Origin of the sequence: Shewanella sp. SP1S1-7, assembly GCF_031932105.1 — a bacterium.
GTDB classification, from domain to species: domain Bacteria; phylum Pseudomonadota; class Gammaproteobacteria; order Enterobacterales; family Shewanellaceae; genus Shewanella; species Shewanella baltica.
Genome location: NZ_JAUOEU010000007.1, coordinates 89,969 through 116,465, shown reverse-complemented (window position 1 = coordinate 116,465; position 26,497 = coordinate 89,969). Strand labels below are relative to the sequence as shown.

Here is a 26,497-nt window from a genome sequence, read left to right as displayed (position 1 = left end):
GAATCTATTTTATGTGCCTCGAATGAGTGGACGCGTTATTGCTGCGGCATGTAAAGTGATGCCATCACAATGATTGGTCACAACAAATGCAGATCGAGCCAAACCCGAATACTCGCTTTTATCCATTCCTTAAAGCACACAGTGAGCAATTTCGGCAGAAATTAATGCACTGTGCAGTCGCTACTCGTCACCTCATCAAAGGTTCTGCTCTGCTAACCCAAGGGCAAGTTGTAGACCATTTATACCTAGTGCCTCACGGCCGAGTCTCTATGAATATTACTGTCGCTAGTGGTAAGCGTTTTCAGCTTGGTGAGGTGCAGTGTACTGAACAAATCTTTGGTGAAATGGAGTTTTTAAATCAAAATCTTTGTCAGTGGAGTGTAGTCGCTGAACAAGATATTGATGTAACGGCTATTTCCGTGGCAAAACTGACGAGAGATTTACAGGCTCATCCTGAAATGGCGATGTTTTTTGCCAGTGCTTTAGCTGATGATTATCAAGACTCCATGGATATCTATACCCAACGATTATTACGCCCCATAGTGTATAACATTGCCTATGATCTATGGATACGAGATAGCAATACTGTTGTCCTTGGTGGTTTTGCTAAAATCGACCCTGAAGCTGAACGTTTTGGTACTATTAGCCGCGTTTATCGACGAGCAGTGAAAGAGTTAGTTGTTCGTGGCTTAGTCCGGAAACAAGGGGCACATTTGGAAATTTTAGATCGCCAAGGTTTAAAAGCCTTTCTTGATGACAGTAGCCATAATGATTTGTAGTCAGATTATATGTGCCTGTGAGTGTGGTAAAACGAATTTATATTAGTAAATAAGTTAGACATTCATTTTGATAACGTTACTTCGCGATAATTATTCCCATAATAGATAATGCTTAATTTTTCTAAGTTAAGTTAGGCTAAGTTAATTTTAGCCGTATCGTTTAAGTCCTATTTATAAAGGAAAATGTATTTTCCTTTATCCTGTTTCATCATCCATGATATCTCAATGGCATTCTTATTCGAGCACTTCGACTACTTCGCAGAGGAAGATGCATTGCTTGAATTTAGGTGTTGTTAGCTCCTAAAAACAAAATGAGTCTTGGGTGCTCTGTCTTTTCAATTCTCTTTTCATACTTTTGTGATGATGGCTGGCGGCTGATTTCGTGCTTCAATGTACGGTAAAGCGAAAGCTATTATTGATGGAATGATTGGCAGCATGGAGAGTTGATATGAAGCAACTAGCAAAGAACCTGTGGATTTTTGATGGTGAGGCCGTACCATTTTTTACCTTGCCCTATACCACACGGATGACAGTGATCCGTTTGAATAATGGCGCTTTGTGGGTACATAGCCCAATCAAACTCACCTCTGAACTTCAAGCACTGGTCGAAGCGTTAGGCGAAGTTCGTTATCTTATTGCGCCTAACCACTTGCACCACCTATTTTTAAAGGACTGGCAGCAACGTTATCCGCAGGCCCAAAGCTTTGGCACTGCGGAAGTTCAAACAAAGCGGCCAGATCTTCACTTTGATGGGCTGTTCACCGCTCAATTTCATGCCATGTGGGCGGCTGATATTGACCAACTTTTATTTACGGGCTCTCATTTCATGCAGGAATGTGTGTTCCTTCATAAAGCATCGCGTACTTTGATTGTGACGGATCTTATCGAAAACTTTTCACCCGAATCTTTTAATGCCTTGCAGCGGTTATTGGCTCGCGGAGCGGGAATACTCGCTCCAAACGGTAAAATGCCCTTAGATTGGCGCTTAAGTTTTATGTTTGCTAAGACACAAGCGCGCAGTCATATTGATAAAATATTAGCTTGGGAGCCAAAAGCCATCATCATGGCCCATGGTCTTATTATCGAGAATGATGCAACGGCATTTTTGGAAAAATCATTTTCTTGGGTAAATAGGGAAGGGTAATTTTATTATATTTTCCCAATGTCATTTTAGCGTTTAAACCGCTATATATTATCAGCGAATAAAAACGGACACTTTATAGTTGGATTCTGGCGTTAACTATCTGCAATATTATTTAAAATTAACCAGTGCGACATGAATGATGACTAATTTATGAGAGGTAGTAGGTTGATGGGATGTAGCGGGGTTGTGAATATATTTATTATCTATGAAATAGTTACAATGCAATAGGCAATAAATACATTCGCCAGAGTGAGTGCAACTTACAACTATTAATATATAAGTGATTTTAGCTGTTATTTTAGACGGTTTTTCTTCATTTTAAATTATCTTGGTTAAGGTATAGCATTGATAGTAATGTTTTTTATTAACTTTCTTAAATCTATTTAGCTTGAGTTCGGTAAGTCTGGCATTACTTTTGTAATGTACTTAGCGTATTTAAATAATTAACTAGGAGTACATTATGAAAAATACCATTCTTACTTTGGCCGCCATTATTTCTTTAGCCTCTGTTAGTGTTTACTCTCATGCGGAGAATATGAAAAATAATGATGTCGCAGAAGATGGCATTTATGTTGGTGCTAACTATGGTTATTTAAAAGTTGATGGTAAAGATGACTTCGATGACAATAGCGATGTTATTCAAGGACTTGTAGGTTATCGCTTCAACCAATATTTAGCTATCGAAGGCGGATACGTCAACTTCGGTGATTATGGCAATAGCCTTTCTAATGCAGAAACAGATGGTTATACCGCTGCGCTAAAAGTCTCATATCCCATTGTAGATCGCGTTGAGTTGTACGCTAAAGGTGGGCAACTATGGTATTCCACTGATTATGATGTGTTAGGTTATTCTGGAAATAAAGATGATGAAGGTGTGTTCGCCGGTGCCGGTGTTGCATTTAAAGTCACAGATCGATTCTTAATTAATGCCGAGTACACTTGGTATGATGCAGGAATTACCGTTGAGAATGTTAGCAACGGTGCAGATACAGACACAGACTTTAAACAAGCCAGTTTAGGTGTTGAATATCGATTCTAATTATTCGTTTTTGATATTTATAATTTAAGAATTAATTATCTAGGTGTGACACGCTAAGTGTCACACCTTTTTTATATTACTAATAAGCCCCTCCGAGTTTTTATTTTTAAATCAAAGTCAAAATCAAGGTCAACGTCGTGGGGTTTCACCCCACACCCGACCAAGAGGGGATCAACAGCAATTCCCTCTTGGATCTCCCTTGCCGCTCCCTAACGGAGTTGAAAGCCCCTTGGGCAATTAGCGCCCTTATGCTATCGCGTCAGACGCTCGTCCCTGATTCGACTGACGCTATCTCGGCATCTGATAGGCAGGATGCCTGAATGTCGTGAAGTGCATGGATGCACGAGAACGACCATGCCTCGCTCACGCAACGAACGCAAATGCCCGGCTGCAACTCCGAGGAGAGGTGAACTTCTGTCGCCGCGGTGTTGGCCGCAACCCCAAGAGAGTTATGCATGTCCGATCTTTGCATCCAAGTTCAGCACGGAGTTTGGTAAGTTATTTCATGTCCCATTCATTTTTGGTAGCTGGGCTCTTTGCCTTTAGCAACCAACGCCAACATTAAGCACTGTCATTCCAGTGACACGCCGCCTATATCTTAAAAAAGCAGTATCCATGAGGGCTCGACGGCGGCATCTGCTGCATATGGATGTGCGAATGCCGCGGTCACATGGATGTGAAAGAGCGGCCATGCCGCCAACCGTCACTTCCATATCAGTGCTTAATTTCGTTAATTTCCGAGTATACCTGTGGCTAAATTTAACAATGGCTGTCTCGGTAAAGCTGCAACTCCGAGGGGCGGTGAACTTCTGACGCCGCAGTGTTGGCCGTAATCCCAAGAGAGTTATGCATGTCCCATTTTTAAATCAATTTACAGTATGAATAAAAGTAAATAACGTCCATCAAAGCACAACAGCGGTAATGGTATTAATGAGTTAAACGGTTTGTCTTACTCAAAACCTGATCGGGACAGTGACCTTCGAGGTCATGTGGCTGCCTAGGAGGGTAAGACGTCAATTTTAATCTCATTAGGGCGCAACAGACGCCGGCGCTTTATTTTTTACATCAGGTCGCAAGACCGCGAACCATTAACGACTGATACCCCGTTGTGAAAGGTGATTTATCGATTAACGTAAATGTAGTTTGAACAAAATAGGACATTGACCTTGCTAAACCCGAGGTGACCATATATGTCCCATCATTTCGTTAATACTCACAGAACTCGTACCAAGCAGAGCTGGAATATAATAGATGAATGAGGCAAACTGAGTTAAGTGCTTAGCCAAAATACTTTGATAATTCAGGATAATATCATGAGTCGCCTTAACATTAAATCCGCAACACTGAGAAACCTCTTCCTTCGTTCTGGCAATCAGTGCGCTTTTCCTAAATGTGATGTAGAAATAGTTAACTCTTACGATCAGTATGTTGGAAATGTCTGCCATATTGAAGCAGCTGAAAAAGGAGGAGAGCGTTATAACCACTATCTGACAGATGAGGATCGTCGAGCTGATAGTAACTTAATTCTTCTTTGTGCAAACCATCACAAAGTAACCAATGATGTAGAAATGTATCCTGTTAAAGTTTTGCATTTAATGAAAATGGAGCACGAGAATACGGTTTATGGAAGAAATGTCGAAGCAAACAAAGTCGCATCTTTCGTCAACTCAACGCATGATGAAACGGTTAACCTCCCTCAAAATCTAAACAAAGTTAAAAGCTCAGCCTTAGATTACTTTAGTGAAGACGAATGGTCAGATGTCGTTCATCATGCCCAAACCTATTTTTCTCATTTTGTAGGAGTTCCTGAATTAACTCGTACACTTTACGCTCAAATTCTTCTTATTTCTGAAAGCTATGACCATTGCACGATTATTGATATTCGAAAAGCACCGACATACCTTAATCGTGCAATGGAAGATTTACATGTTCATTACACGATACTTGAAAAAGCAGGGCTACTTAGTGCGCAAATGGTAGACGATGATGTCTATCCAACTCAGGTTTATCGTGTATTCAATACTTTTGATCAACATGATATGCAAGCTTGGTTGTTGCAATGCATAAGAAACTATTACAAGCAAAGCCAACAACAACTCGCTTTTGTAGAACTTGTAACCGATCTTAATTTTAATTTGATGGATTTATAATCAAGATGTAAGAACCCATGAAAGATCGTACAGGCATAATTCTTTCTGAATTTACAGTCAACACCGAAGCCGCAGAAGTTCACCTTTCCCTGCGAAGTTGCTGAAGGCCGTTGAAGGAAATAGCGTGACGCAGACAGGACGTCTGCGTAGCTTTCGGGGGGAAGGGACGCCCCATCGGAAGCGTTAGCTATTTTCGAATAAGCACGAAGCTAGTACCTAATGCATGTAACTTCGCTAGGGGCGGCAAGGGAGATCCAAGAGGGAATTGCTGTTGATCCCCTCTTGGTCGGGTGTGGGGTGAAGCCCCACGACTTTGATCCAAACGAAGTTTGGAAAATCTACTTTTCGAAGCAAACAAAAGGCGCCGAAGCGCCTTTTCTACTCTTGGGGAAAGGGAAAACGCCCCATCCCATAATGATTTGATTAAACAATCAAATCATACTCCTCTTTGAGTATCTTAATAATATCTGCCTTTGGATTCGCTGGCAGCGGGATTGGAGCGCCAGTCACCTTCTCGGCAACGCCGGTGTAAGTGCGTGACACTTGCATCATGGCCTCAAGTGGGAGGTCATTGTCGCGAGCTAGGGCTTCACGCTCTGGCATTCTGTCTTTATTGAGCAGCACATCAGGATCGGGGAAATGATTCAGCAAGAACTGGCGGAAACCCTCTTTAGAGTTTTCTAAAATCTTGCCATCGCGGTAGGCGGCGCCGTCCCAAATACGTGATGAGTCTGGAGTGCCGACTTCATCCATGTAAATCAGTTTTGAGTTGCCATCTTTGTCAGTCACATAACCGAACTCAAACTTAGAAATTTAACGAGCCACCCATTGTTAAATTTGTAAAGTGTATGCTTGTAAAAAGGCATACAGATTACTGAAGAGTTGGTTGAATTAAGCATTGGCATGTAAGTGACCGTTGACGGCATGGATGCCGTCGTCGAGCCCTCATGGATGAGTTCATGGCGTGTCACTGGAATGACAGTGCTTAATCATCAGTGATGTATTGGTTAAGTTTGTGAATGACTTAAACAAAAAGGCGCCTAAGCGCCTTTTCTACTATTCAGTTATGGGCAAACCACCCAAAACCTCAGATTTGATTACAACTCTCTATTACACAATCAGATCATACTCTTCCCGTAGGATCTTGATGATATCTGCCTTTGGATTCGCTGGCAGTGGGATCGCCGCGCCAGTCACCTTCTCGGCAACGCCAGTGTAAGTGCGTGACACTTGCATCATGGCCTCAAGTGGCAGGTCATTGTCGCGAGCTAGGGCTTCACGTTCTGGCATTCTGTCTTTGTTGAGCAGCACATCTGGATCGGGGAAATGATTCAGCAAGAACTGGCGGAAACCTTCTTTAGAGTTTTCCAAAATCTTGCCATCGCGGTAGGCGGCGCCGTCCCAAATACGTGATGAGTCTGGGGTGCCGACTTCATCCATGTAAATCAGTTTTGAATTGCCGTCTTTGTCGGTGACATAGCCGAACTCAAACTTAGTGTCGACAAACACTTGGTCAATGTCGGCCAGTGCTTTTGAAATCACTTTAAAGCCATCTTTTAACAGCTTCTCGTACAGGTCGATATCTTCTAACTTTTCAAAGCCAAAGGCTTGGTAATTGGCTTCGATGTCGCTGCGGCTGATGTTCACGTCATCTTGGGCTGGCACGCCTGGGATGCCGGTTAAAATGCCCTTAGTCGATGGGGTGATTAACAGCTCAGGTAGTTTTTGATCTTTCTCTAAGCCTTCTGGCAGTGTGATGCCACAGAATACTCGCTCGCCTTTTGAGTAAGCGCGCCACATTGAGCCTGTAATGTACTGGCGGCAAATGGCTTCGACTTTAATAGGGCGGGCTTTTTGGACTATCCATACGAACGGGTGCGGGATATCCAAAATATGGCTGTCGGCTAGGCCGTTTTCGGCAAACAGTTTAAACCAATGGTTAGAAATCGCGTTTAATGCCGCGCCTTTACCGGGAATACCTTTGAGGCCGCCTTCACCGTGGAAGATACAGTCGAAGGCCGAGATACGGTCGCTGATCACCATGATAGCGAGCGGAGTATCTTCGGGGACGTTATAACCTTTAGTGGTAATTAAACGGCGGCTGTCGGCGTCGGTTAGCCAGTAAACGCTGCGAACCTTGCCGCTGTGGACTGGGCTGTCGGTGCGGATAGGCAAATCGTTATTGATGGCAAGTACGGAATCAGCAAGACTCATGACGAGTATTCCTTAGGATAGAGAGTGTAGGGATAAGGTTTTTATAAGTGTCGGTTTGCAGAAGGACTATGGCGTTAGCAACAGCCAGATTCATTGCAACCGCTTTATTATTCGCGCGTGGCTTAAGGCGTAAAGTGTTCGGCCAGTTTGCGGGATTTGATGTTAAATCTTGAACAGCAAAAGGGGTATTTTCGGGCGGTGTTTGAATTGTGTCAGCAGGAGATAATGCAAGGGATGGAACAAACGCAGGGCAAGGTTGGCACCACAGTGAAAGTGGTCTGTTAAAGCGGGCTGGGCCCGTGCCATTTTGCTCGAAAATGCTAACCATTAATCCGAGAGAACCTTGTGCTAGACTGCCGCGAAAAAGTGGCGACATTTTACCTTTATTGACGAAATTTGCCACGGCTATTTGCATTGTTCTTTGCTGATGTGCGAGCTTATGACACAGTTGCAGCCCACAAGACCATCAAGCTAAATATCCAATGGAGGGAAGTACACTGCGCGGGTGCAGCATTGGAATAGCGAAGATAGGCAGAATCATGAGGATATGGGGTTTCATCAGGGTTGGTCTAAGGCGACCGATCAGCTTGAGGAACTCGTCGCGAGCATTTAGCCGGTGAGTCTCAAGCCTCGTATCAGAGAGTAAACAATAAGCAGTACCTAGCCCAATTGCCCTGCATTATCATATTGTTGGGGATTGGGCAGGATTAGAGGTGTTATGTCGTCACAGAAAGAAGTGCCAATGCTTAAACAATCAGTGCTTGCGCCATCGCAACTGGCGCAAAGCGCGGTTTTGCAGGGCAATAGTTTTTTATCAAAACAGTTTAATGGTTTGTCGGAATTAGCCCAAGAGCTACAGGGCATCGAGTTCGAGGATTGCTGCTTTCAAGACTGTCATTTTAGCGAGAGCGTTTTTCGTAAATGTAAGTTTATCGATTGTCGCTTTGTACGCTGCAACTTGAGCTTAGTGAAAGTGCCCCAGTGTCAGTTCAGCGGGGTGGAGTTTGAAGAATGTAAGTTAGTCGGTATCGATTGGACCCGCGCCGCGTGGTCGCGTTTATCCTTTGCCGCGCCCTTTTCCTTTAAGCAATGCATTCTAAACGACTGCTCATTTTTAGGTTTGTCCCTCGATGAAATCATCATCGAAGAGTGTAAGGCCCACGATGTGGATTTTCGCGAGGGCAATTTTAATCAAGCCAATTTCACCTACACGGATTTTAGTCATAGTCTGTTTGGCCGAACTCAATTATTGGAGGCGGATTTCAGCGAGGCCACTAATTACGATATCGACATTTTTAACAATAAAATCAAAAGGGCTAAGTTTAGCCGCGACGAAGCGATTCGGCTGCTCAACTGCCTCGATATAGAATTAATGGATTAAGGATTGTGGTAGGTTTTTACTCAGCTTTTCACTCAGCATAGTGATGCTCATCCCACGAGTGTTATCGCAATTTACTGAAATATCTGTTTGTTTTTGAAGCCGCCATTTGTCCCATCTGGCGGCTTTTTCTGTCCGTTTTTTAAGACCTATTGATCTTATTCACGTATTTCAAGGTCAGTCTTAGGTTTTAGTTGCGGTAGATCACACCGAGCTTCCCCATGTGGTTTACCACAATACCCACCTACCTCTTTCGGGATAACAATCTCTGTGGATGAGCAGTGTATTCAGCGTATGCCGTGTATTTTGAAGATATGGTGGCGCTGTTTTTACGCTTTTATAACTAAAAAAGTAATCAAATCAGTGAGCAAACCTCTGCTCGATGGCGTCCAATGTGGCGACTGACGGGTGGGATGAGCGTGATGGAGGTAACCATGATTGAGCTTAATAGGCGAACCTTTTTAAAGGGAGCAGGAGCGAGCAGCGCCACGTGTGCGCTGGCCAGTCTGCTGCCGGGCAGCTTAGCGGCATTAGAGAATAAGCAGCTAAAGGGCATGGGCAAAGACATTGCCAGTATTTGTGAAATGTGTTCGACTCGCTGCCCAATTTCGGCGCGGGTGATTGAGGGCAAAAACGTGTTCATTAGTGGCAACAAGGCCGCTAAATCCTTTGGCGGTAAAGTGTGTGCCCGTGGCGGCGCAGGCCATAGTTTATTGTACGATCCACAGCGTATCGTTAAACCGTTAAAGCGGGTCGGTGAGCGCGGTGAAGGCAAATGGGCTGAGATCAGTTGGGATGAGGCTTATAAATTAATCGCTGAAAACCTCAATAAAATCAAAAAAGAACATGGCCCAGAAGCCGTGGCATTCTCGTCAAAATCTGGCTCACAAGAAAAGCATTTGTTTCACCTTGCGACCGCCTTTGGTAGTCCAAATACCTTTACCCACGCGTCGACTTGCCCTGGTGGTTATGAAATTGCCGCTAAGGCTATTTTTGGCACTAAGGTTAAACGTGATTTAGGCAATTCAAAATACATCATTAACTTCGGCCATAACCTGTACGAAGGCATCAATATGTCCGAAACCCGCGGCATGATGGCGGCGCAAATGGACAAAGGTGCCAAGCTGGTGGTGTTCGAGCCAAGATTCTCCATTGTGGCCGACAAGGCCGATGAATGGTACGCCATTCGCCCCGGAACAGACGTGGCCGTCGCCTTGGCGTTATGCCATGTATTGATTGAAGATAATCTTTACGACAAGGCATTTGTCGCGCGCTATGTGGAAGGCTTCGAAGCCTTTGCCGCCGAAGTGAAAGCCTATACCCCTGAATGGGCCGAAACCATCTCCGATGTGCCTGCCAAAGACATTCGTCGTATCGCCCACGAATATGCCGCTAAAGCGCCCCATGCTGTGGTCGATTTTGGTCACAGAGCCACCTTTACCACCGAAGAGTTTGAGATGCGCCGCGCCCTTTACGCCGCTAACGTCTTGATTGGTAACATCGAGCGTAAGGGCGGGATTTATATCGGCCAGAAACCCGGTGATTACAACAAGCTTGCCGGTGAAGCGGTTGCGCCCGTATTGGCAAAACCTGGCGTGAAAGACATGCCAAAACCAGCAGCGAAACGTATCGATCAGGTGGAAGAACAGTACGCCATGATGTGGACATCGGGCGGCGTTTACCAAACCATTCTCGATGCCACGTTAAGCGCTGTTCCTTACCAGTTACACGGCTGGGTGATGTCACGCACTAACCCAATGCAAACCATGACAGACAGGGCGCGCGTTGTTGAAGCGATGAAAAAGCTCGACTTTATCGCCGTGTGTGATGTGTATATCAGCGAAACCGCCGCCTATGCGGACGTGATTTTACCTGAGTCAACTTATCTTGAACGTGATGAAGAAATTGCTGATAAGTCAGGTAAAAATCCGGCCTATTATGTGCGCCAACGAGTCGTTGAAACCTTAGGTGATACTAAGCCTTCTTGGCAGATCTTTAAGGATGTGGGTGTGGCTATGGGCCTTGGCGAGTTCTATCCATGGGAAAACATGGAAACCCTGCAAATGCTGCAGGTGAACCGCGACACTGACCTGCTGCGCCGGATCAAAGACGAAGGTTTTGTGAGCTTCGGTAAGCCAATTATGTTGTGCGAGCCTAAGATGGTTGCCGAGTTTATTAAGGCATACCCCAATGCGCGACCTGCCGATGAAGACGGCACTTACGCCAGCGCACTCACCTTTAAAACCCCGAGTGGCAAGATTGAACTCACCTCCGCCAAAGTCGAAGCCATGGCACCGGGCCGTGGGGTGATCAAGTTCCGCGAAGTGAATCTTAAAAAAGCAGATGAGCTGTACTTTATCCAAGGCAAAGTGGCGGTGCACACCAATGGCGCCACCCACAATGTGCCTATGCTCGCTAACCTGATGTCGGATAACGCTGTGTGGGTTCACCCCGTCACTGCGGGCAAATTAGGGATCAGCAATGGCGACCCAATCCGCCTCACCAGCAGTGTTGGCACAGAAGAAGGCCATGCCTTAGTCACGCCGGGCATTCGCCAAGATACTGTGTTTGCTTACATGGGCTTTGGTTCTAAAAACAAAGAGTTGGTCAGAGCAACAGGCAAAGGTATCCACTGCGGTAACTTACTGCCGCACGTGACGGCTCCAGTGTGTGGCATGACAGTGCACACCACGGGCGTTACGCTGGCAAAGCGCTAATCGGAGGCTTAAATGAATAAACGATATGTAATGGTGCACGACGAGAATAAGTGCATCGGCTGCCAAGCTTGTAACGTGGCGTGTCGCAGTGAAAATGGCGTACCCGAAGGCGTTACTCGTCTGCAAGTGCGTGTGGAAGGCCCCTTTGGTGAGATGCCCAATCTGCACTTCAAATACCACAGGGTATCTTGCCAGCAATGTGAAGATGCGCCCTGCGTTAAGGTGTGCCCAACGGGCGCGGCCTATGTGGGTGAAGACGGCATTATCTCTATCCATACCGAGAAGTGTGTCGGCTGTATGTACTGTGTGGCAGCGTGCCCTTATAAAGTGCGCTTTATGAACCCAGAAACCAAGGCGGCGGATAAGTGTAACTTCTGTAAAGACAGTCGTTTAGCACGGGGCGAAGAGCCAGCGTGTGTGACTGTGTGTCCAACCGATGCCTTAGTGTTTGGCGATGCTAATGATCCGCAGAGTGAAGTAGCCATCATGCTCAACACTAAAATCACATACCAAGATAAAACCCATTTAGGCACTAAACCTAGGGTATATCGCGTTCCTACCAAAAGAGGGGGGATTTGATTATGAACAATACTTGGGGCGACATGGCGCAATATGATCCTGTCACTTGGCACTGGGTCATCGCCGTTTACCTGTTTATGGCGGGGTTATCCGCGGGCAGTTTATTGATTGGCATTGGTTTACGCTGGGCGAATAAGGAGCTCAGCGCGGGAGCCGAAAGCAGTATTCTTAAGGCGGCCGCCATTATTGGGCCTGTGGCAATTAGCTTAGGTCTAGCCTGCTTAGTGTTTGATTTAACCAAACCCTTCCACTTCTGGCTGATCTTAATTCACTATAACTTCCAGTCTGTGATGGCCATTGGGGTGCTGGCGCTGCTGGCGTATTCTCCCTTAGCCTTTGCGTACGCCATTATTGTGCTGCGGGATGACTTACCAAAATGGGGTTTGGGTTTCCTAACACCTATCGCTAAGTTACTTATGCCATTTCGAAAGCTGATTGAAGTATTGTTGTTTGTCCTCGCCATTGGCGTAGGGGCTTACACTGGCTTCTTAATTTCGGCGATGAATGCTTACCCTATGCTCAACACTGCGGTACTGCCTGCGCTGTTTTTAGTGTCGGGTTTATCGGCGGGCGCTGCGGCAAACGCGGTACTGGCACTCTTGCTGTTTAAGACTGACAGCCACGATAAAACTTTAGTCAAGATGCACGGTTTAGAGTTGCCTGTGATGGCGACTGAAATTCTGTTCCTGTTCATGTTGTTCTGCGCCTTGTACTTCAAGGGCGGCGCGGCGGCTGCGGCCTTAGCGTCGTTAACTTCTGGGTTATGGGCAAGCGTGTTCTGGATAGGCGTCGTCGGTATCGGCTTTGGTATTCCATTGCTGTTTATGCTACTACCTGCCGCGACTCGCCATACTAAGGGCGCAATGATCATGGTGGCTTGTGCGAGCTTAACGGGCGTACTCGCCTTAAGACACTTTATTGTGTACGCAGGGCAAAGCTATTTAAGCTGAGTGTAAGCTGGCTTTAGATATTGATAGATAAAGAAAAGCACTGACAATGTCAGTGCTTTTTATTGTTTGAATCTTCAGATGATTTGCCAATACAAGCAGGACACTTATTGGGGTAATAACTCGATAACCGACTTCACCGTTAGCACTAAGGCGCTGATACTGCACAGGACTAATGTCGCCATTTTAGTTTTATCTTTATCGACACTGCCCACTAATCGCCCCGCGACTAAATACCCTAAAAGCACTGAAGGCAGCAACATTAACGACAGCCACAGGTGCTTCAATTCTAATAAGCCAGTGATCGCCAGAATGACCATAGCTATGGTGGAACTAAAAATGAAGAAGGCCGACAGGGCGGCGCGAAACTGCGAGGCGTCTTTGCCTGACAATAGAATCGCCATCGGCGGGCCACCAATGGCGGCAATATTACCGAAAATCCCCGAGACGACGCCCGCCCCAAAGAGGGTTTTCTTATTCACTGGCAGGCTGAATTTATACAGGCTGAGGATAACCGCGACTGCCACAATGGCGGCGATGGATAACCCGAGTATGGGCTGAGGCGCAAACAGCAACAGACTCGCACCGATAAAACCACCGGGCACGCGACCTATAAGCGCATATTGCAAGCCATTGAATTCTAAATGACCACGTTCCCGGAATAAGGTCAGTAGCGAGATGGTAAATCCCATGGCAATAACGGGACCCGGTACGAGCTGAGGATCGACGATATACAGCAAAGGACTGGCGACAACCGCTAGGCCAAACCCAATCAGGCTCTGGGTTAAGGCGCCAAGAAACACAATCAGTGAGGCCAAGGCGAGAGTCTGTGGATCTATCATAGAAAACATAGGATTTCCTATATCCCAAACCACCTCAAGATGGTGAAATTTAAAGTTTGAAGTCGCTTGGGTATAAACAAAAAGGGATCGTTAACGATCCCTATTGATGAGCACTGTGATATGACTTTAAAAGCGACGAGTCGCTATTCCATGTCTTCCCACTCGATTCCCATTTGATCCATCAACAACTTGGCTTCTGCAGGAATGCTGTCTGGGTTATCTTTTGACAGATCTTCATCGTTGGGCAATGGCTGGCCAGTGTAGGCGTGCAAAAATGCCTCACACAACAGCTCGCTGTTGGTGGCGTGACGCAAATTATTGACCTGACGACGAGTACGTTCGTCCGTGAGGACCTTAAGCACTTTGAGCGGAATAGACACAGTAATTTTTTTTACTTGTTCATTCTTCTTGCCATGTTCAGCATAGGGGCTGATGTATTCCCCATTCCATTCAGTCATTGACTCACCTGTTATAACGCTAAATTCGGGGCAGATTTTAAACCCTTACAAAGAACAGTCAAATTATTGCTACTATTTCTTTGTGATTGCAAACAGATTTCTTTATGTTCAGACGTCTAAACGTCTTCACGCCTATTGACGATGGCGTTGTGCTTAGGTACATTTAGACGTCCAGACATCTCTATCAGTCTACCGAATTTAGGAGTCCACCCATGGCAGAGCGTCAATTAGCCACACTGGCAGTGCGTCAGGGTATCGAAAGCGATACTCAATATGGTGCAGTTGTGCCACCGATTTATTTGTCGACTAATTACGCCTTCGATGGTCATAAAAATCCCCGCGAATTCGATTACAGTCGTTCAGGCAACCCAACGCGCTGCATTTTAGGCGAAGCATTAGCGCAATTAGAAAAGGGCGCCACTGGCATAGTGACCTGCACTGGCATGGCGGCCATCACCTTAGTGACCACTTTGCTCGGCCCCGATGATCTATTGGTTGTGCCCCATGATTGTTACGGCGGTTCTTACCGTTTATTTACTAATTTAGCGAAGAAAGGCCAGTTTAAGCTGATTGTGGTCGATCAAACCGACAGCCAAGCGTTAACCGCAGCGATCGCACAAAATCCTAAGATGGTGTGGCTCGAAACCCCATCGAACCCGCTATTGCGAGTGGTGGATATCGAGGCCATTGCCAAGGCGAGCCATGAGGTCGGCGCGCTAGTCGTGGTCGATAACACTTTTTTATCGCCGATATTGCAACAACCCCTATTGTTAGGCGCAGATATCGTTATCCACTCCACCACTAAATATATCAATGGCCACAGCGATGTGGTTGGCGGCGCAGTGGTGGCTAAAGATGCACAAATCGGCGAAAGCTTACATTGGTGGTCGAACACTCTAGGCTTAACGGGATCGGCTTTTGATAGTTACTTAACCCTGCGCGGCCTACGCACCTTAGCGGTGCGAATTCGTGAACATCAAGCCAATGCCCAGCGCATTGTTGAGGTATTAACGCAAAGCCCTGTGGTGAGCAAAGTTTATTACCCCGGTCTTGCGGATCACCCAGGTCATGCGATTGCAGCCAAGCAACAACAAGGCTTTGGCGCTATGCTGAGTTTTGAGCTCAAAGGCGGCGAGGCCGAAGTGGTGGCCTTTTTAGGTGCACTCAGCTTATTTAGCGTGGCGGAAAGTTTAGGTGGCGTTGAAAGTTTGGTGGCCGTGCCCGCAACTATGACCCACAGAGCCATGGAGCCGCAGGCGCGTTTTGAGGCAGGCATTAAAGACACCCTATTGCGTCTATCGGTGGGTATTGAAGATGCCGCCGATTTAGTTGCAGATATTCAAGCAGGATTAGCCGCCGTTGCGGCTTGTCAGTAGAGGAATAATAGATGGCACGTTGTCACTTACATAAATTTGGTGGCTCCAGTTTAGCGGATGCCGATTGTTATCGCCGAGTCGCCCATATCCTGTTAACCCACGGTCATAGCGATGACCTTGTGGTGGTCTCTGCGGCGGGTAAGAGCACGAATTTCCTGTATAAATTATTAGCGCTGCGCGACGCTGGTCAGTTGTGGCAAGAAGAATTACAAGTGCTGACCAGCTATCAACAGGGGTTGGTAGAGCAGTTATTGTCGAACGAACAAGCCCGCGATCTGCGCGAGCGTTTGGCGACAGATCAGGCGCAACTCATCAGTTTATTGTCCCTCGACGAACGTAACGAATACCAAGTTAACCATGTGGTGAGCTTTGGTGAACGTTGGTCGGCACGTTTAATGGCGGCGCTGCTGCGCGAATCTGGCGTGGCGGCAAGCCATGTGGATGCCTGTTCAATTTTAGTGGCCGATGAAGCAGCCGTGCCGCAAATTCGGGTACAAGAATCCCGCGCTAAAGTACAAGCCCTATTAGCTGCCCATCCAAATGAGCGCTTAGTGATCACAGGCTTTATCTGCGCTAACGAGCGCGGCGATACCTTGTTACTCGGTCGAAATGGTTCAGATTTTAGCGCCAGCTTAATTGCCAGCCTTGCCGATATCGAGCGCGTGACCATTTGGACCGATGTGGAAGGGGTGTTCAATGCCGATCCTAATAAGATCAACGATGCCAAGTTACTGAAAAGCATGTCACTTGCCGAAGCCGACCGCTTAGCGCGTTTAGGCTCGCCAGTATTGCATTCGCGCACTTTGCAGCCTTTGTTTAATACCGACGTGAGTTTAGCGGTGCGTTCAAGTTATGCATCACACACCGACTTTACCTTGATTGCGCCCCACAGTTCGTCGGCGAGCGCGCCTGTGGTGACGAACCTCAATGCAGTCGTGCTGTTCGGCTTTAAGCTTACGGGCGAATTAACAAGCCTATTAGATTCGGTGATCGCCGCGGGTTTAACGCCATTGGCCCATTGGACGTCTGCCCATCAAAGGGTTGAGCTTGCCTATACCGCTGAAAATCAAAAACAAGTGCAAAGATTGCTCGATGCCGAGGCACAAGCATTAGGGATCAGCGAACAACAGATCAACACAGATCTCGGCCTAGTGGCGTTAGTGAGTGCCGATGCCGAACATTATCGCCGTAGCTTCGCCCGTTTACTAAGCCGTGATGCTAAACCTTTGTTTAGTGGCGACTTAAGTTTAGTGACGCTGGTGCCTCAGTCACAGGTGAATTTGTTAACCCAAAAGGTCCACCGTCGCTGCGCTGGGCCGCGTAAACGCATTGGTGTCTTACTGCTCGGCGTGGGCAACATAGGTGAGGCTTGGGTCGATTTGTTTAAGTCGGTGTCGCCATCACTGGATCATGAACTCGAAGCCAGTGTTGAGTTAGTCGGTTTAGTCAGTTCGAGTAAAGCCTTGATTAAATCCACAGGCATTAATCTTGCCGCGTGGCAGACTGAGTTTAATACCGAGGCTACGCCTTGGCAGTACGAGCACTTGTTCGAGCAATTAGAACGGGTTAACTGCGATGAGCTGGTGGCCTTAGATATCAGTGCCAGCGCCAGTTTGACACTGCAATATCCAGAGCTATTCGAGCGCGGTATCCATGTGGTGAGCGCGAATAAACTCGCAGGCTCGGGTCCACTGCCTTTCTACCGTGAGTTAAAGCAGCAATTGGGTAATCGTCGTTTATTTTGGCGCTATAACGCCAGTTGCGGTGCTGGTTTACCCATCCAACATGCGTTAAATGATCTGCGTAACAGCGGTGATAGCGTTGAAGCCGTGGGCGGGATTTTCTCTGGCACCTTATGTTGGTTATTTGAAAAATACGATACCAGCAAGCCTTTCTCTGAATTAGTGATTGAAGCCAGAGGCTTAGGTATCACTGAACCCGATCCCCGCGACGATCTGTCTGGTCGTGACATGCAGCGTAAACTGCTCATTTTGGCCCGTGAAATTGGCCTTGAAATTGAGCTTGAAGATATTGAATTACGCTCATTAGTGCCAGCCGACTTGGCCGATATTCCCTTAGATCAATTTCTCACCCGCATTGCCGAGTTAGATGCCGATCTGCTGCAACAATACGGTGCGGCGGCGGAGCAAAATAAGGTGCTCAGATACGTGGCATCCTTAGATAACAGCGGCCCAGAGCTTAAAGCCGAAGTCGGTTTGCAATGGATTGATGCCCATCATCCCTATGCTAATTTGACCCCAGGCGATAACGTGTTTGTGATCCGCAGTGCTTTCTATCAAGGCAATCCGCTGATCATCCGTGGACCGGGTGCCGGACGTGAAGTGACAGCGGCAGCGGTGCAGTCGGATCTGACGCAGATCTGTCGCGATCTCTTGCAAGATTAGACTGAAATTCAGCAGCTTAAAGGACTCATTCGAGTCCTTTTTTATTGGCTAGAATAAATCTATCGAATTAACCGAGATTAAATGCGGTTTATGGACATTTTTTGGCTTGACTTACATCTCAGTTTCTCTAGTATATGGACATATAGACGTCCAAACGTCCATTTGAACTAATTCATACTAGCAAAGAGTAGCGCCAAGGGCGGTTGAGGAAATACACATGGCTTTTCATCACGCACAACATTCACAATCGCTGAACCAGAGCTTGTCTGAGCTTAATGGCGATATTAATGTTTCTTTTGAGTTTTTTCCGCCATCGACCCCCGAAATGGAACAGATCCTGTGGAACTCTATTCGTCGTTTAGAGCCGCTTAATCCTAAATTTGTGTCTGTGACCTATGGCGCTAACTCAGGTGTGCGCGACCGCACCCACGGCGTGATTGAGCGTATTCAACAGGAAACGGATCTCGTTGCCGCGCCGCACTTAACCTTAGTGGATGCTAGTGATGAAGAGCTATTAGAACTGGCTAAGCATTACTGGAAATCGGGCATTCGTGACATAGTGGCACTGCGGGGTGATTTACCTGCGGGCAGCCCCAAGCCCACTCGTTTTGCGGTGGATTTAGTGCGTTTACTGCGCTCAGTGGCCGACTTTGATATTTCCGTTGCAGCCTATCCAGAAGTACATCCTGATGCGAGCAACGCACAGGCGGATTTGATCAACCTCAAGCGTAAGATTGATGCGGGCGCTAGCCGTGCCATTACCCAGTTTTTCTTCGATGTGGAATCTTACCTGCGTTTTCGTGACCGCTGCGTTGCCGCCGGTATCGACGTTGAAATCGTGCCAGGCATTTTACCTGTGACTAACTTTACCCAGTTAAAACGTTTCGCGGGCATGACCAATGTGTCGTTACCGGGCTGGCTACACAAGCAATTCGATGGTTTAGAAAACGATGCCGGTACACGCCAATTGGTGGGTGCAAACGTGGCAATCGATATGGTAAAAGTACTGTCCCGCGAAGGCGTGAAGGATTTCCATTTTTATACGTTAAATCGCGCCGAATTAACCTACGCCATTTGCCATACGTTAGGTGTGCGTCCTAAGTAAGCTATTGTTTAAAATGGTCTAAAAATTAAAGCGCTGATGAGAATCAGCGCTTTTTTGCTTTTAAAATCCTACAAAGCGTACGTTCCATTTTGTGCATTCTCTTCTATTGTATCGGTTTTACCTTATCTTCTTTTCTTGCTAATCGTATTTTTGATTATTTTCTAAAAAATTAATCGGATTATTTTTCATTGATTTAGCCCAAAAAGTCCCTTGAAAATGGTTAATGGTGTTATTTATCTCAGTTTACTTAGCCTGCTAACTAAGTATAATGCTTAGCACGCTAACTAAGTGGGTGAGCAAGATGCAAAAAGAATTAGAGCGATTGAAAGAGTTATCACTGGCGGAGCATTTAGGCCGTTTGCATCGATTGTGGCGTACCGTGGCCGATGTCGAGCTGGCACCTTTGGGATTAACTCATCCCCGCTGGACGGCATTGTGGAAATTACTGCGTTTAGGCGACAGCGTGAGCCAGAAAGTGTTGGCCGATGCCTTAGAAATTGAATTGGCTTCGTTAATGCGCACCTTAGGGCAATTAGAAGAGCAAGGTTTAGTCGAGCGTCATTGCTGCGACAAAGATAAGCGCGCAAGGATTGTGACGCTAACGCCTGCGGGATTGGATGTATTAAAGCAAATGGAAGCGCGGATAATTCAGGTGCGCCGTGAGTTATTAGCTGGGATCAGTGCCAGCGAGCTCAGCGAATTTGAACGCATTATTAGCCTGATTAGTGACAACGCCAGCGCCAAATTGGCCAAGGCAACAGCAACCATTTTGTGAGAAAGAAGATGACACCGGATCAACAGTTTGCCCGTTTAGTAAAATTTGCCATGTTCGGCTTTGTGATGGTTTTCGGCTATTTTATGCTCGCCGATACTATGATGCCATTGACGCCGCAAGCCATGGCCACACGTGTGGTGACTAAGGTTGCGCCGCAGATCAGCGGCAAAATTCAGACCATAGCCGTGACGAACAACCAAGCGGTTGCCAAGGGCGATTTGTTGTTTCAAGTCGATCCTGCGCCCTATGAGTTAGCGGTATCCCAAGCTAAATTGGCCTTAGAGCAAGTTCGCCAAGACAATGCCGAGTTAGATGCCTCGCTGCTTGCCGCGAAGGCCGACGTCAATGCCAACAAAACCACCTCACAACAGAAACGCAGCGAAGCTAAGCGCCTCGATGCCCTGTATGCCACCCATGGTGTATCGCAGCAGCAAAGGGATCAGGCCGATAGTGATGCCGCCGCCGCGGAAGCCAATTTGCTCGCCGCCAATGCGCGTTTAGAAAAACTTAAGGTGAGCCGTGGCAGTTATGGCGAAGAGAATCTTAAGGTGCGTCAGGCACAAAACCATCTTGCCCAAGCTGAGCTCAATTTGTCTTACACCCAAATCCATGCCGATCAGGACGGGATAGTGACTAACCTGCAGTTAGAAGTCGGGAGTTTTGCGACTGTGGGGCAACCTCTGTTAGCCGTGGTATCGGATAAGATTGATATTATTGCTGATTTTCGTGAAAAGAGTCTGCGTGGCGTCAATGCTTCATCGACCGCTTTGATTGCGTTCGATAGCGAACCTGGCCGTTTATATCGGGCGACGGTGAGCAGTGTCGATGCGGGCGTGAGTGCAGGGCAATTCGATGCCAATGGCCGTTTAGCGGCGCCGCAGGAGTCTGACCGTTGGGTACGTGATGCCCAAAGACTCAGATTGCACTTAATTTTGGATGGCAATGGGATGAAAGATCTGCCAGCGGGGGCGCGCGCCACAGTGCAATTGCTGCCAGAGAACGGCCTATTTGGTTTGCTTGCTAAGGTGCAGATTAAAGCAATCAGCCTGCTGCACTATATTTACTAGCCTATTTACTTGCTTGTTTATTAGCCTATTTGCTTGCGTATTGACTCGCCTCTCTACACGCACTAATTGTTGTTGAGGGGTAGCGACTCGCTGTTGGTGTTGTTTGCCGTGAGTCGCTTGAGTGAACGCTTCAAAGCAACATAAGTGTGAATGCAGCATAAGCCAGCTAAACATCCCCATTTTACGTATCGATAGAACAAGGCGACGAGCATGTTACTACGCTATAGCCCATTGACGGCCAACGATTTACGCCAGTGTTTACGGATTGCGACTGGCGCGACCATAGGTTTTACCCTGTGTAAAATTTTTGGTTGGAGCAATGGAGTCTTCTTCACTGTTACCCCCATGCTATTACTCGGACTCGTGCCAGTGATGAATGGCCACGCCATGCGCCAGTTATTGGCCTCATCTGCCATGGCGGGGTTAGAGGTTGGACTGCTCGGTGGTTTCTTTGGCAGCCATCCCGGCCTGATGACGCCCATTGTCTTTCTGTTATTTCTATACCGTTTTGCGGCCATGTCCCGCGGCAGTTTATTCCTCTTTGGCGCCAACGGAGTGCTCAGCCTTAGCATCATGCTGCACTTTGCAAGCTATCCCAATACCAATCTGAATGACTTAGTTTTCAGTAACTTTTGGGCGACGGCATTGTCGGTCGTTATTGCCTATGCTATGACGGCACTCTGGCCCGATGTGGAACCAAGGGCGGCTTACAAGCCAGGACCTAAGGCGCCACATCGAATGCGCCACGAAGCATTACTCGGCGCGACCATAGCGACCGCATCGTTTCTGGTATTCCAAATATTTGATCTGCGGGATTCTATGTCGGCTCAGGCGACTACCTTGTTGCTCTTGTTTCCTATGCATTGGAATGGCGCACTCGACTATGCCCGTAAGCGCGCTATAGGTACTTTGCTGGGCGTGTCGTTTGGGGTCGTTGTGCAGTTGGTACTCTATGACTGGTCAGGACTATTGATATTAATCGTCCCCTTGCTGTGGATTGGACTGATGATCTTTAGCCAAGCCCATGTGCGAGAGGCAAGTGGCTCAGGCGTGGGTTTTGGCGCCATGACAACCTTAGGCATTCTGTTTGGGCAGTATCTGACCCCAGGCAATGATTTAATCTTCAGCGCCTTGTATCGAGTGAGCAGCATTCTCACCGCCATCGTCGGCACGCTACTCCTGTGTTATTTGATACATAAGTTATTGAATCGTTTTGAATCGACGCGATTTGGTTATTGATTTAGGCTACTCGGGCTTGAAGACTTGCAGCATACCCTTTCAAAGAGTAAGGTAAATTTATCCCATTTGGATTGAACAATAAGTGAGCTTTAATGAACGCTAAGGCTCATTTATTGACTGTTTTAAAAATGGGCGGCTGACTCAAAAATGGGCTCAGTGTGTGAGCAGCAACATAAATAACAATTACCACCTATGCTTTAGAGCTTAACTCTCTTCAAGGATAGAACATGAAGATTAAAACATTCGTCATAGGCTTAACGCTATGCAGCGGCTATGCGGCCGCCTCCGTTGCGCCTTCTGGCAAACAATTGATGGAAATTATCCCCCAACCGGCACAGTTATGTGTGTCTTGTCATGGGGTAGAAGGTCAGGGCGTTGAACCGCTCGGCCCTCGATTAGCGGGATTATCTAAACAATATATCTCGACCCAGTTACAGCATTTCCAAGCGGGTGTGCGCCAAAATGCGACCATGATGCCGATGGCAATGACGCTGCAAGGTGATGGTATTGAGCAAGTGGCAAACTACTTTTCTGCAAAGCCTGCCAATGAGGTCAAGCCCGTTATCCGCGGTGAACAGGTGGTTTTTAATGACGATACCGCTCGTTTAGCCTACCAAGGTGATTGGTCACGTGGTTTACCAGCCTGCGTGACCTGCCATGGTCCTTCGGGGTTAGGTGGCGGCTTATTTCCCCGTTTAGCAGGTCAGCAAGCGAGTTATATTAAAACTCAATTACTGGCATGGCAGTCGGGAACGCGCAAAGGTGATGTCGATGGCATGATGGCGAACGTAGCTAACAAGCTTACCGCCGCTGAGGTTGATGCCTTAGCGAACTACTTTGCTAATTTGAAATAAGGAGCCGGCCATGAAATATTCCGCAATGTTATTACTGGCCGCGATTGGGTCGTTAACCGTGCAGGCACAAGCCGAATCGGATCCGGTGCAAGAGCGCCCAGATAAACAAGCCCCGCTGCCTTCTTTCCCTAAGATACCGGATCAAACCTATCTCGTCCCTAGACCTTTGAGTGCCATTCCTGAAGGCGCCTTTGGTGATAAAGTGCGTTTGGGTTATCAGCTATTTGTGAATACCCAACAGCTGCGTGATAAGTATGTGGGTAACGAGCTTAACTGCACCAACTGCCATATGGATGCGGGCCGAAAAGCCAATGCTTCACCCCTTTGGGGCGCGTATTTTGCTTATCCGGCGTATCGCAAAAAAGATAATAAGGTTAGTAGCTTTGAAGAGCGCATTCAGGGCTGCTTTAACTATTCGATGAATGGTAAAGCCCCTGCATCGGCGAGCCCTGAGCTAGTAGCGCTATCTGCCTATGCCTATTGGTTAGGCATGGGTGGTTTGATGGACGAAGCTAATATTAGCGGCCCAGTCCCTGAGCTTAGCGATGCCGAGTTAGTCAAAGGTGCTAAACGGGAAGACTTCCCGCTACCTGAGATATTAGCCAAGGCGATGACAGTTGAGCAGCGTGCCAACTTGCCGGGTCGTGGTTATCCTGAGATCCCAAAACCCGATCAAGCCTATTCACCTGAGCGGGGTAAAGAGGTCTATGTCGCCCATTGCCAAACTTGCCACAGTGTTGATGGCCAAGGTCAAGCGATTGCTGGCGTGTATGCGCTGCCGCCGCTGTGGGGGCCTAAGAGTTATAACTGGGGTGCCGGAATGCATAGGGTCAATACTGCCGCATTCTTCATCCATGAAAACATGCCTTTTGGTAAGAGTATGCAGTTAACTAACCAACAGGCTTGGGACGTTGCAGCTTATATCAACTCCCACGAGCGTCCACAGGACCCGCGTAGCAAAGGTGATGTGAAGCAGGCGCAGGAGAAATACCACAATGACAGCGATTACTATGGTGTCGAGGTCGATGGCAAAGTGTTAGGCACTGAGTCCTATCCCATTTTTCCTAAGAAGTCATAGTTGAGCGGCTTTGATTCAGTGCTCGCTTGATGAAATAAAGCGAGTGAATAAGTTGGACAGAAAAGCCAGCAAGCATTTAGCTTTGCTGGCTTTTTTATTGGTCAAATATGTGTTGGTCAATTACATGTGTTGGTCAATTCTACTGAGTCAGCTGGGATTTACGTTGTAGGGGTCTTCGTGTTTGCAGGTATCAACGTATAGATGAGTCATGGCATTCGCTCGTCGACTCGCAGCCAGTCCATCCGTGGATGCTCGACCGCCCCGTCCATGGGGCGGACGGTCGCCTCGCAAATCACCATGACTCGCCTTTCGGACATCAGTGTTAACTGTCGCTTTAAAAGCATACGGAGATTTTCGCTATAAGTGACTTATTCACTATCTCAAATGTGCAAAACGTATTGAGGGAGTCGAACCCTCGATACGTTTTCTAAGAAGCTGATTTACGTTGGTTTTTGGTCAAAGGAAACAAACTCTTGTTACACCTTACTGTATTTCTTTGGTAAGGGGAAATCTCGAGCGTTCTAACCTCAAGCACTGTTAAACATGCAGGTATCATGGGTAATTTAGATACCGCCTTCAAAGCGAGCCTATAAAGGTATCGTTTTTTGCTTGGTTTTTTTATGCAATCAAATGAATTTATTGCTCTTTCACTTTTCCTAATACTATTTACCACGCTAAAACGCTTCTCGGTAAATAAAGTCTCGATTTTTCTGGATGAAAAATATTGATAGTCCGCTGAGGATGATGCTAACTTATTGGCATAATTAAGTTATTTACTCGGTCATTTCCGAGTTAGGTTTTATTAGAAGAGTGGGTAATACATTGTTAGTTGCCATGGGGAGGTTCGAGCATGATTCAAAGCGAGAAGGATTTTATTGATTGGATTGACGGACAATTGATTGAGGACATTCCCGCTCAAATTGTTGCCTTCAATATCAATATATATGAATCTCCTTTCATTATTGAAATAGTTGGTTCCAGTGAGTTCGCCCCTGAAGATGAAGATTGGGCGTGCAACGAAGACTGGCTTCCTAAAAACCGATTAATTTCAGTTTCTAGTGCTCTCTTCGGAAATTCATGGGAAGAAGCTCAGGAGAATATTCTTGCAATGGCGAAGCGGTATCTTCAATCCCACTCAAAAAACGCTCACAAGCTAAAATCTGCAAAGGCTTTTGCGGTTGGATTCGTTGACGGCAATCTTAGCTATGTGTAGTAAGCAACTAACAAGCAAAGGCACCATCGCTCTGCGGGCAGGACTGCTTCGCCACTGCTTTGGGCGTTAAATTCCATGGATACTTTAGAGAGACTTGCAGAGAAAAATAAAGCTCAAGAAAAACATAGACGCAATGAGTACTTTCTTACAACTGTCATGATGTTAGTTTTATCTCCTTCTTTTTTTGGCATTGCCATTGATGTTGGCCTGATTGAATCTTCGGTAAACTTCAACCTTTGGCTATATGGCTTAGGTGCGCTTTGTTTTGGGTTACCTTTAGCTGCAATGGGCGATTTACTGCTTTTTACGCGTTGGTTAAAGCTACTAGGGTTGATTGCCGCTGAATGTTGGTTTGTTTACTTTTGGGCTTTTCAAATGCAATCTTGGTTAGCTTTCATTCCCCTAGGACCAGTATTTATTTGCCTGCAAATACAAATGCCAAGGATCAAACAACAAGATAAGTGTAAGCAAAATATCATTTAACAAGTTAAAACATTCAGCTAACTATTTACTTCCTTTATTCAGCTTACGGATTAATGACAAAACGCATTCGCCATGTATGCATCTGTGAACACACTTGCTCTAACGCAGGAATGCAGCTCTCTGAGCCAAATGAATACACCCAAATATCATTTAAGTTAGATAACTTGATGAATATAACCAATTGAAGGATAAGAAACACTGAGGTGTTAATTTGCACGCTGAATTGACATGAGCACCTTGCTTCATTGAATAATCTATCCCGCGCTTATTGAAAAACCATTATGATCTCCGCGCTATAACAACTTATCTTGCTATAAGGATTACCGTGTCTCAGCCATCGGAACAACCTAAGTTAGAAGCTGCACAAATTTGCCCCCTGTGCAAAGGCGCGAATCAATGTGCTGTGATTTTAGGTAAGGGTATTGAGGACTGTTGGTGTGCGCAGCAGATGTTCCCGCCTTTGGCTGCCTTGCAAGCGCAAGCATTAGGTTCGCTGCAAGGGGCTATTAGCCCCATTTTACCGTCTGCCGATGCGTGTATTTGCCAAACCTGTCTAAGCCAACTCAAGCAGAGTTTAAGTCAGGGGCAGATTACAACGCAGGATGAAAAAAGCCCATCGAGTGTGAGCGATGGGCTAGGTTATGAGGTGAAATAA

23 protein-coding genes and 2 pseudogenes are annotated in these 26,497 nt (G+C 46.7%); 20 read left to right on the top strand and 5 right to left on the bottom strand.

Annotated features, from left to right (window positions below; all coding sequences use genetic code 11):
• Positions 1 to 86 precede the first annotated feature (86 nt).
• The 4 genes from Q4Q49_RS08040 to Q4Q49_RS08025 all read left to right on the top strand — a co-directional run bounded on the left by Q4Q49_RS08040 (position 87) and on the right by Q4Q49_RS08025 (position 5,112).
• On the top strand, positions 87 to 779 hold the full coding sequence (locus tag Q4Q49_RS08040) for a Crp/Fnr family transcriptional regulator (RefSeq protein WP_311999077.1): 693 nt from the start codon (positions 87 to 89) through the stop codon (positions 777 to 779).
• 448 nt (positions 780 to 1,227) lie between these two features.
• On the top strand, positions 1,228 to 1,923 hold the full coding sequence (locus Q4Q49_RS08035) for a DUF4336 domain-containing protein (RefSeq protein ID WP_311999076.1): 696 nt from the start codon (positions 1,228 to 1,230) through the stop codon (positions 1,921 to 1,923).
• A 460-nt stretch (positions 1,924 to 2,383) separates the two neighbouring features.
• Entirely contained in the window at positions 2,384 to 2,962 is a 579-nt protein-coding gene (locus Q4Q49_RS08030) for a porin family protein (protein WP_311999075.1), read from the top strand.
• Positions 2,963 to 4,275: 1,313 nt separating this feature from the next.
• Positions 4,276 to 5,112: a hypothetical protein gene (locus Q4Q49_RS08025; protein WP_311999074.1), complete on the top strand. Its 837-nt coding sequence runs from the start codon at positions 4,276 to 4,278 to the stop codon at positions 5,110 to 5,112.
• Positions 5,113 to 5,535: 423 nt separating this feature from the next.
• Here the strand turns inward: Q4Q49_RS08025 and Q4Q49_RS08020 are convergent.
• From Q4Q49_RS08020 to Q4Q49_RS08010, 3 genes and pseudogenes are all read right to left on the bottom strand, one after another.
• A pseudogene (locus Q4Q49_RS08020) lies at positions 5,536 to 5,922 on the bottom strand (phosphoribosylaminoimidazolesuccinocarboxamide synthase); the annotation flags it as partial.
• Positions 5,923 to 6,222: 300 nt separating this feature from the next.
• Positions 6,223 to 7,326 (bottom strand): phosphoribosylaminoimidazolesuccinocarboxamide synthase, encoded by a 1,104-nt coding sequence (locus Q4Q49_RS08015; protein ID WP_006083223.1) that lies wholly within the window; start codon positions 7,324 to 7,326, stop codon positions 6,223 to 6,225.
• Positions 7,313 to 7,741, bottom strand: a complete 429-nt coding sequence (locus tag Q4Q49_RS08010) for a hypothetical protein (RefSeq protein ID WP_259574080.1) — start codon at positions 7,739 to 7,741, stop codon at positions 7,313 to 7,315. The genes Q4Q49_RS08015 and Q4Q49_RS08010 overlap by 14 nt, the downstream gene beginning before the upstream one ends.
• 75 nt (positions 7,742 to 7,816) lie before the next feature.
• Between Q4Q49_RS08010 and Q4Q49_RS08005 the strand changes: the two are divergent.
• From Q4Q49_RS08005 to nrfD, 5 genes and pseudogenes are all read left to right on the top strand, one after another.
• Positions 7,817 to 7,939 (top strand): annotated as a pseudogene (locus Q4Q49_RS08005) (SRPBCC domain-containing protein); the annotation flags it as partial.
• A 105-nt stretch (positions 7,940 to 8,044) separates the two neighbouring features.
• Complete coding sequence (locus tag Q4Q49_RS08000; protein WP_311999073.1) at positions 8,045 to 8,707, top strand: pentapeptide repeat-containing protein; 663 nt, start codon at positions 8,045 to 8,047, stop codon at positions 8,705 to 8,707.
• 431 nt (positions 8,708 to 9,138) lie between these two features.
• Positions 9,139 to 11,421, top strand: coding sequence for a thiosulfate reductase PhsA (phsA, locus tag Q4Q49_RS07995; RefSeq protein ID WP_311999072.1), 2,283 nt, complete (start codon positions 9,139 to 9,141; stop codon positions 11,419 to 11,421).
• 12 nt (positions 11,422 to 11,433) lie between these two features.
• Entirely contained in the window at positions 11,434 to 12,000 is a 567-nt protein-coding gene (locus tag Q4Q49_RS07990; RefSeq protein ID WP_113940053.1) for a 4Fe-4S dicluster domain-containing protein, read from the top strand.
• 2 nt (positions 12,001 to 12,002) lie between these two features.
• Positions 12,003 to 12,950, top strand: a complete 948-nt coding sequence (gene nrfD / locus Q4Q49_RS07985; RefSeq protein ID WP_311999071.1) for an NrfD/PsrC family molybdoenzyme membrane anchor subunit — start codon at positions 12,003 to 12,005, stop codon at positions 12,948 to 12,950.
• 104 nt (positions 12,951 to 13,054) lie between these two features.
• Here the strand turns inward: nrfD and Q4Q49_RS07980 are convergent, their stop codons facing one another.
• Together Q4Q49_RS07980 and metJ are read right to left on the bottom strand one after the other, a co-directional pair.
• Positions 13,055 to 13,798 carry a sulfite exporter TauE/SafE family protein gene (locus Q4Q49_RS07980; protein ID WP_012196613.1) on the bottom strand — a complete coding sequence of 248 codons (744 nt, stop codon included), beginning with the start codon at positions 13,796 to 13,798 and terminating at the stop codon, positions 13,055 to 13,057.
• A 134-nt stretch (positions 13,799 to 13,932) separates the two neighbouring features.
• The gene (gene metJ, locus Q4Q49_RS07975; protein WP_105251319.1) at positions 13,933 to 14,247 is read right to left on the bottom strand and encodes a met regulon transcriptional regulator MetJ; all 315 of its coding nucleotides are present in this window, start codon (positions 14,245 to 14,247) and stop codon (positions 13,933 to 13,935) included.
• 212 nt (positions 14,248 to 14,459) lie between these two features.
• On the opposite strand from metJ, the gene metB reads away from it, so the two are divergent.
• The 11 genes from metB (at position 14,460) to Q4Q49_RS07920 (ending at position 26,497) form a co-directional block, all read left to right on the top strand.
• The gene (gene metB / locus Q4Q49_RS07970; RefSeq protein WP_311999070.1) at positions 14,460 to 15,623 is read left to right on the top strand and encodes a cystathionine gamma-synthase; all 1,164 of its coding nucleotides are present in this window, start codon (positions 14,460 to 14,462) and stop codon (positions 15,621 to 15,623) included.
• 11 nt (positions 15,624 to 15,634) lie between these two features.
• Positions 15,635 to 18,028 (top strand): bifunctional aspartate kinase/homoserine dehydrogenase II, encoded by a 2,394-nt coding sequence (locus tag Q4Q49_RS07965; RefSeq protein ID WP_311999069.1) that lies wholly within the window; start codon positions 15,635 to 15,637, stop codon positions 18,026 to 18,028.
• Between the two features lie 217 nt (positions 18,029 to 18,245).
• Positions 18,246 to 19,133 (top strand): methylenetetrahydrofolate reductase, encoded by an 888-nt coding sequence (gene metF / locus Q4Q49_RS07960; protein WP_006083212.1) that lies wholly within the window; start codon positions 18,246 to 18,248, stop codon positions 19,131 to 19,133.
• 301 nt (positions 19,134 to 19,434) lie between these two features.
• A complete protein-coding gene (gene slyA / locus Q4Q49_RS07955) occupies positions 19,435 to 19,908 on the top strand; it encodes a transcriptional regulator SlyA (protein ID WP_006083211.1) in 474 nt (157 codons plus the stop codon).
• Between the two features lie 8 nt (positions 19,909 to 19,916).
• Positions 19,917 to 20,975: an HlyD family secretion protein gene (locus Q4Q49_RS07950; RefSeq protein WP_311999068.1), complete on the top strand. Its 1,059-nt coding sequence runs from the start codon at positions 19,917 to 19,919 to the stop codon at positions 20,973 to 20,975.
• Between the two features lie 210 nt (positions 20,976 to 21,185).
• Positions 21,186 to 22,214, top strand: a complete 1,029-nt coding sequence (locus tag Q4Q49_RS07945) for a DUF2955 domain-containing protein (protein WP_311999067.1) — start codon at positions 21,186 to 21,188, stop codon at positions 22,212 to 22,214.
• A gap of 227 nt (positions 22,215 to 22,441) precedes the next feature.
• Positions 22,442 to 23,068 (top strand): c-type cytochrome, encoded by a 627-nt coding sequence (locus Q4Q49_RS07940; protein WP_006083208.1) that lies wholly within the window; start codon positions 22,442 to 22,444, stop codon positions 23,066 to 23,068.
• Positions 23,069 to 23,078: 10 nt separating this feature from the next.
• The gene (locus Q4Q49_RS07935) at positions 23,079 to 24,146 is read left to right on the top strand and encodes a c-type cytochrome (protein WP_311999066.1); all 1,068 of its coding nucleotides are present in this window, start codon (positions 23,079 to 23,081) and stop codon (positions 24,144 to 24,146) included.
• Positions 24,147 to 24,996: 850 nt separating this feature from the next.
• A complete protein-coding gene (locus tag Q4Q49_RS07930; RefSeq protein WP_115335589.1) occupies positions 24,997 to 25,359 on the top strand; it encodes a hypothetical protein in 363 nt (120 codons plus the stop codon).
• Positions 25,360 to 25,434: 75 nt separating this feature from the next.
• The gene (locus Q4Q49_RS07925) at positions 25,435 to 25,842 is read left to right on the top strand and encodes a hypothetical protein (protein ID WP_115335588.1); all 408 of its coding nucleotides are present in this window, start codon (positions 25,435 to 25,437) and stop codon (positions 25,840 to 25,842) included.
• A gap of 325 nt (positions 25,843 to 26,167) precedes the next feature.
• The gene (locus Q4Q49_RS07920) at positions 26,168 to 26,497 is read left to right on the top strand and encodes a cysteine-rich CWC family protein (protein ID WP_311999065.1); all 330 of its coding nucleotides are present in this window, start codon (positions 26,168 to 26,170) and stop codon (positions 26,495 to 26,497) included.

What these genes read in the sequence shown, in the direction of transcription:
- Q4Q49_RS08040 (WP_311999077.1), top strand. Translation starts at nt 87, where the DNA reads ATGCAGATCGAGCCAAACCCGAATACTCGCTTTTATCCATTCCTTAAA.
- Q4Q49_RS08035 (WP_311999076.1), top strand. Translation starts at nt 1,228, where the DNA reads ATGAAGCAACTAGCAAAGAACCTGTGGATTTTTGATGGTGAGGCCGTA.
- Q4Q49_RS08030 (WP_311999075.1), top strand. Translation starts at nt 2,384, where the DNA reads ATGAAAAATACCATTCTTACTTTGGCCGCCATTATTTCTTTAGCCTCT.
- Q4Q49_RS08025 (WP_311999074.1), top strand. Translation starts at nt 4,276, where the DNA reads ATGAGTCGCCTTAACATTAAATCCGCAACACTGAGAAACCTCTTCCTT.
- Q4Q49_RS08015 (WP_006083223.1), bottom strand. Translation starts at nt 7,326, where the DNA reads ATGAGTCTTGCTGATTCCGTACTTGCCATCAATAACGATTTGCCTATC.
- Q4Q49_RS08010 (WP_259574080.1), bottom strand. Translation starts at nt 7,741, where the DNA reads ATGCAAATAGCCGTGGCAAATTTCGTCAATAAAGGTAAAATGTCGCCA.
- Q4Q49_RS08000 (WP_311999073.1), top strand. Translation starts at nt 8,045, where the DNA reads ATGTCGTCACAGAAAGAAGTGCCAATGCTTAAACAATCAGTGCTTGCG.
- phsA (WP_311999072.1), top strand. Translation starts at nt 9,139, where the DNA reads ATGATTGAGCTTAATAGGCGAACCTTTTTAAAGGGAGCAGGAGCGAGC.
- Q4Q49_RS07990 (WP_113940053.1), top strand. Translation starts at nt 11,434, where the DNA reads ATGAATAAACGATATGTAATGGTGCACGACGAGAATAAGTGCATCGGC.
- nrfD (WP_311999071.1), top strand. Translation starts at nt 12,003, where the DNA reads ATGAACAATACTTGGGGCGACATGGCGCAATATGATCCTGTCACTTGG.
- Q4Q49_RS07980 (WP_012196613.1), bottom strand. Translation starts at nt 13,798, where the DNA reads ATGTTTTCTATGATAGATCCACAGACTCTCGCCTTGGCCTCACTGATT.
- metJ (WP_105251319.1), bottom strand. Translation starts at nt 14,247, where the DNA reads ATGACTGAATGGAATGGGGAATACATCAGCCCCTATGCTGAACATGGC.
- metB (WP_311999070.1), top strand. Translation starts at nt 14,460, where the DNA reads ATGGCAGAGCGTCAATTAGCCACACTGGCAGTGCGTCAGGGTATCGAA.
- Q4Q49_RS07965 (WP_311999069.1), top strand. Translation starts at nt 15,635, where the DNA reads ATGGCACGTTGTCACTTACATAAATTTGGTGGCTCCAGTTTAGCGGAT.
- metF (WP_006083212.1), top strand. Translation starts at nt 18,246, where the DNA reads ATGGCTTTTCATCACGCACAACATTCACAATCGCTGAACCAGAGCTTG.
- slyA (WP_006083211.1), top strand. Translation starts at nt 19,435, where the DNA reads ATGCAAAAAGAATTAGAGCGATTGAAAGAGTTATCACTGGCGGAGCAT.
- Q4Q49_RS07950 (WP_311999068.1), top strand. Translation starts at nt 19,917, where the DNA reads ATGACACCGGATCAACAGTTTGCCCGTTTAGTAAAATTTGCCATGTTC.
- Q4Q49_RS07945 (WP_311999067.1), top strand. Translation starts at nt 21,186, where the DNA reads ATGTTACTACGCTATAGCCCATTGACGGCCAACGATTTACGCCAGTGT.
- Q4Q49_RS07940 (WP_006083208.1), top strand. Translation starts at nt 22,442, where the DNA reads ATGAAGATTAAAACATTCGTCATAGGCTTAACGCTATGCAGCGGCTAT.
- Q4Q49_RS07935 (WP_311999066.1), top strand. Translation starts at nt 23,079, where the DNA reads ATGAAATATTCCGCAATGTTATTACTGGCCGCGATTGGGTCGTTAACC.
- Q4Q49_RS07930 (WP_115335589.1), top strand. Translation starts at nt 24,997, where the DNA reads ATGATTCAAAGCGAGAAGGATTTTATTGATTGGATTGACGGACAATTG.
- Q4Q49_RS07925 (WP_115335588.1), top strand. Translation starts at nt 25,435, where the DNA reads ATGGATACTTTAGAGAGACTTGCAGAGAAAAATAAAGCTCAAGAAAAA.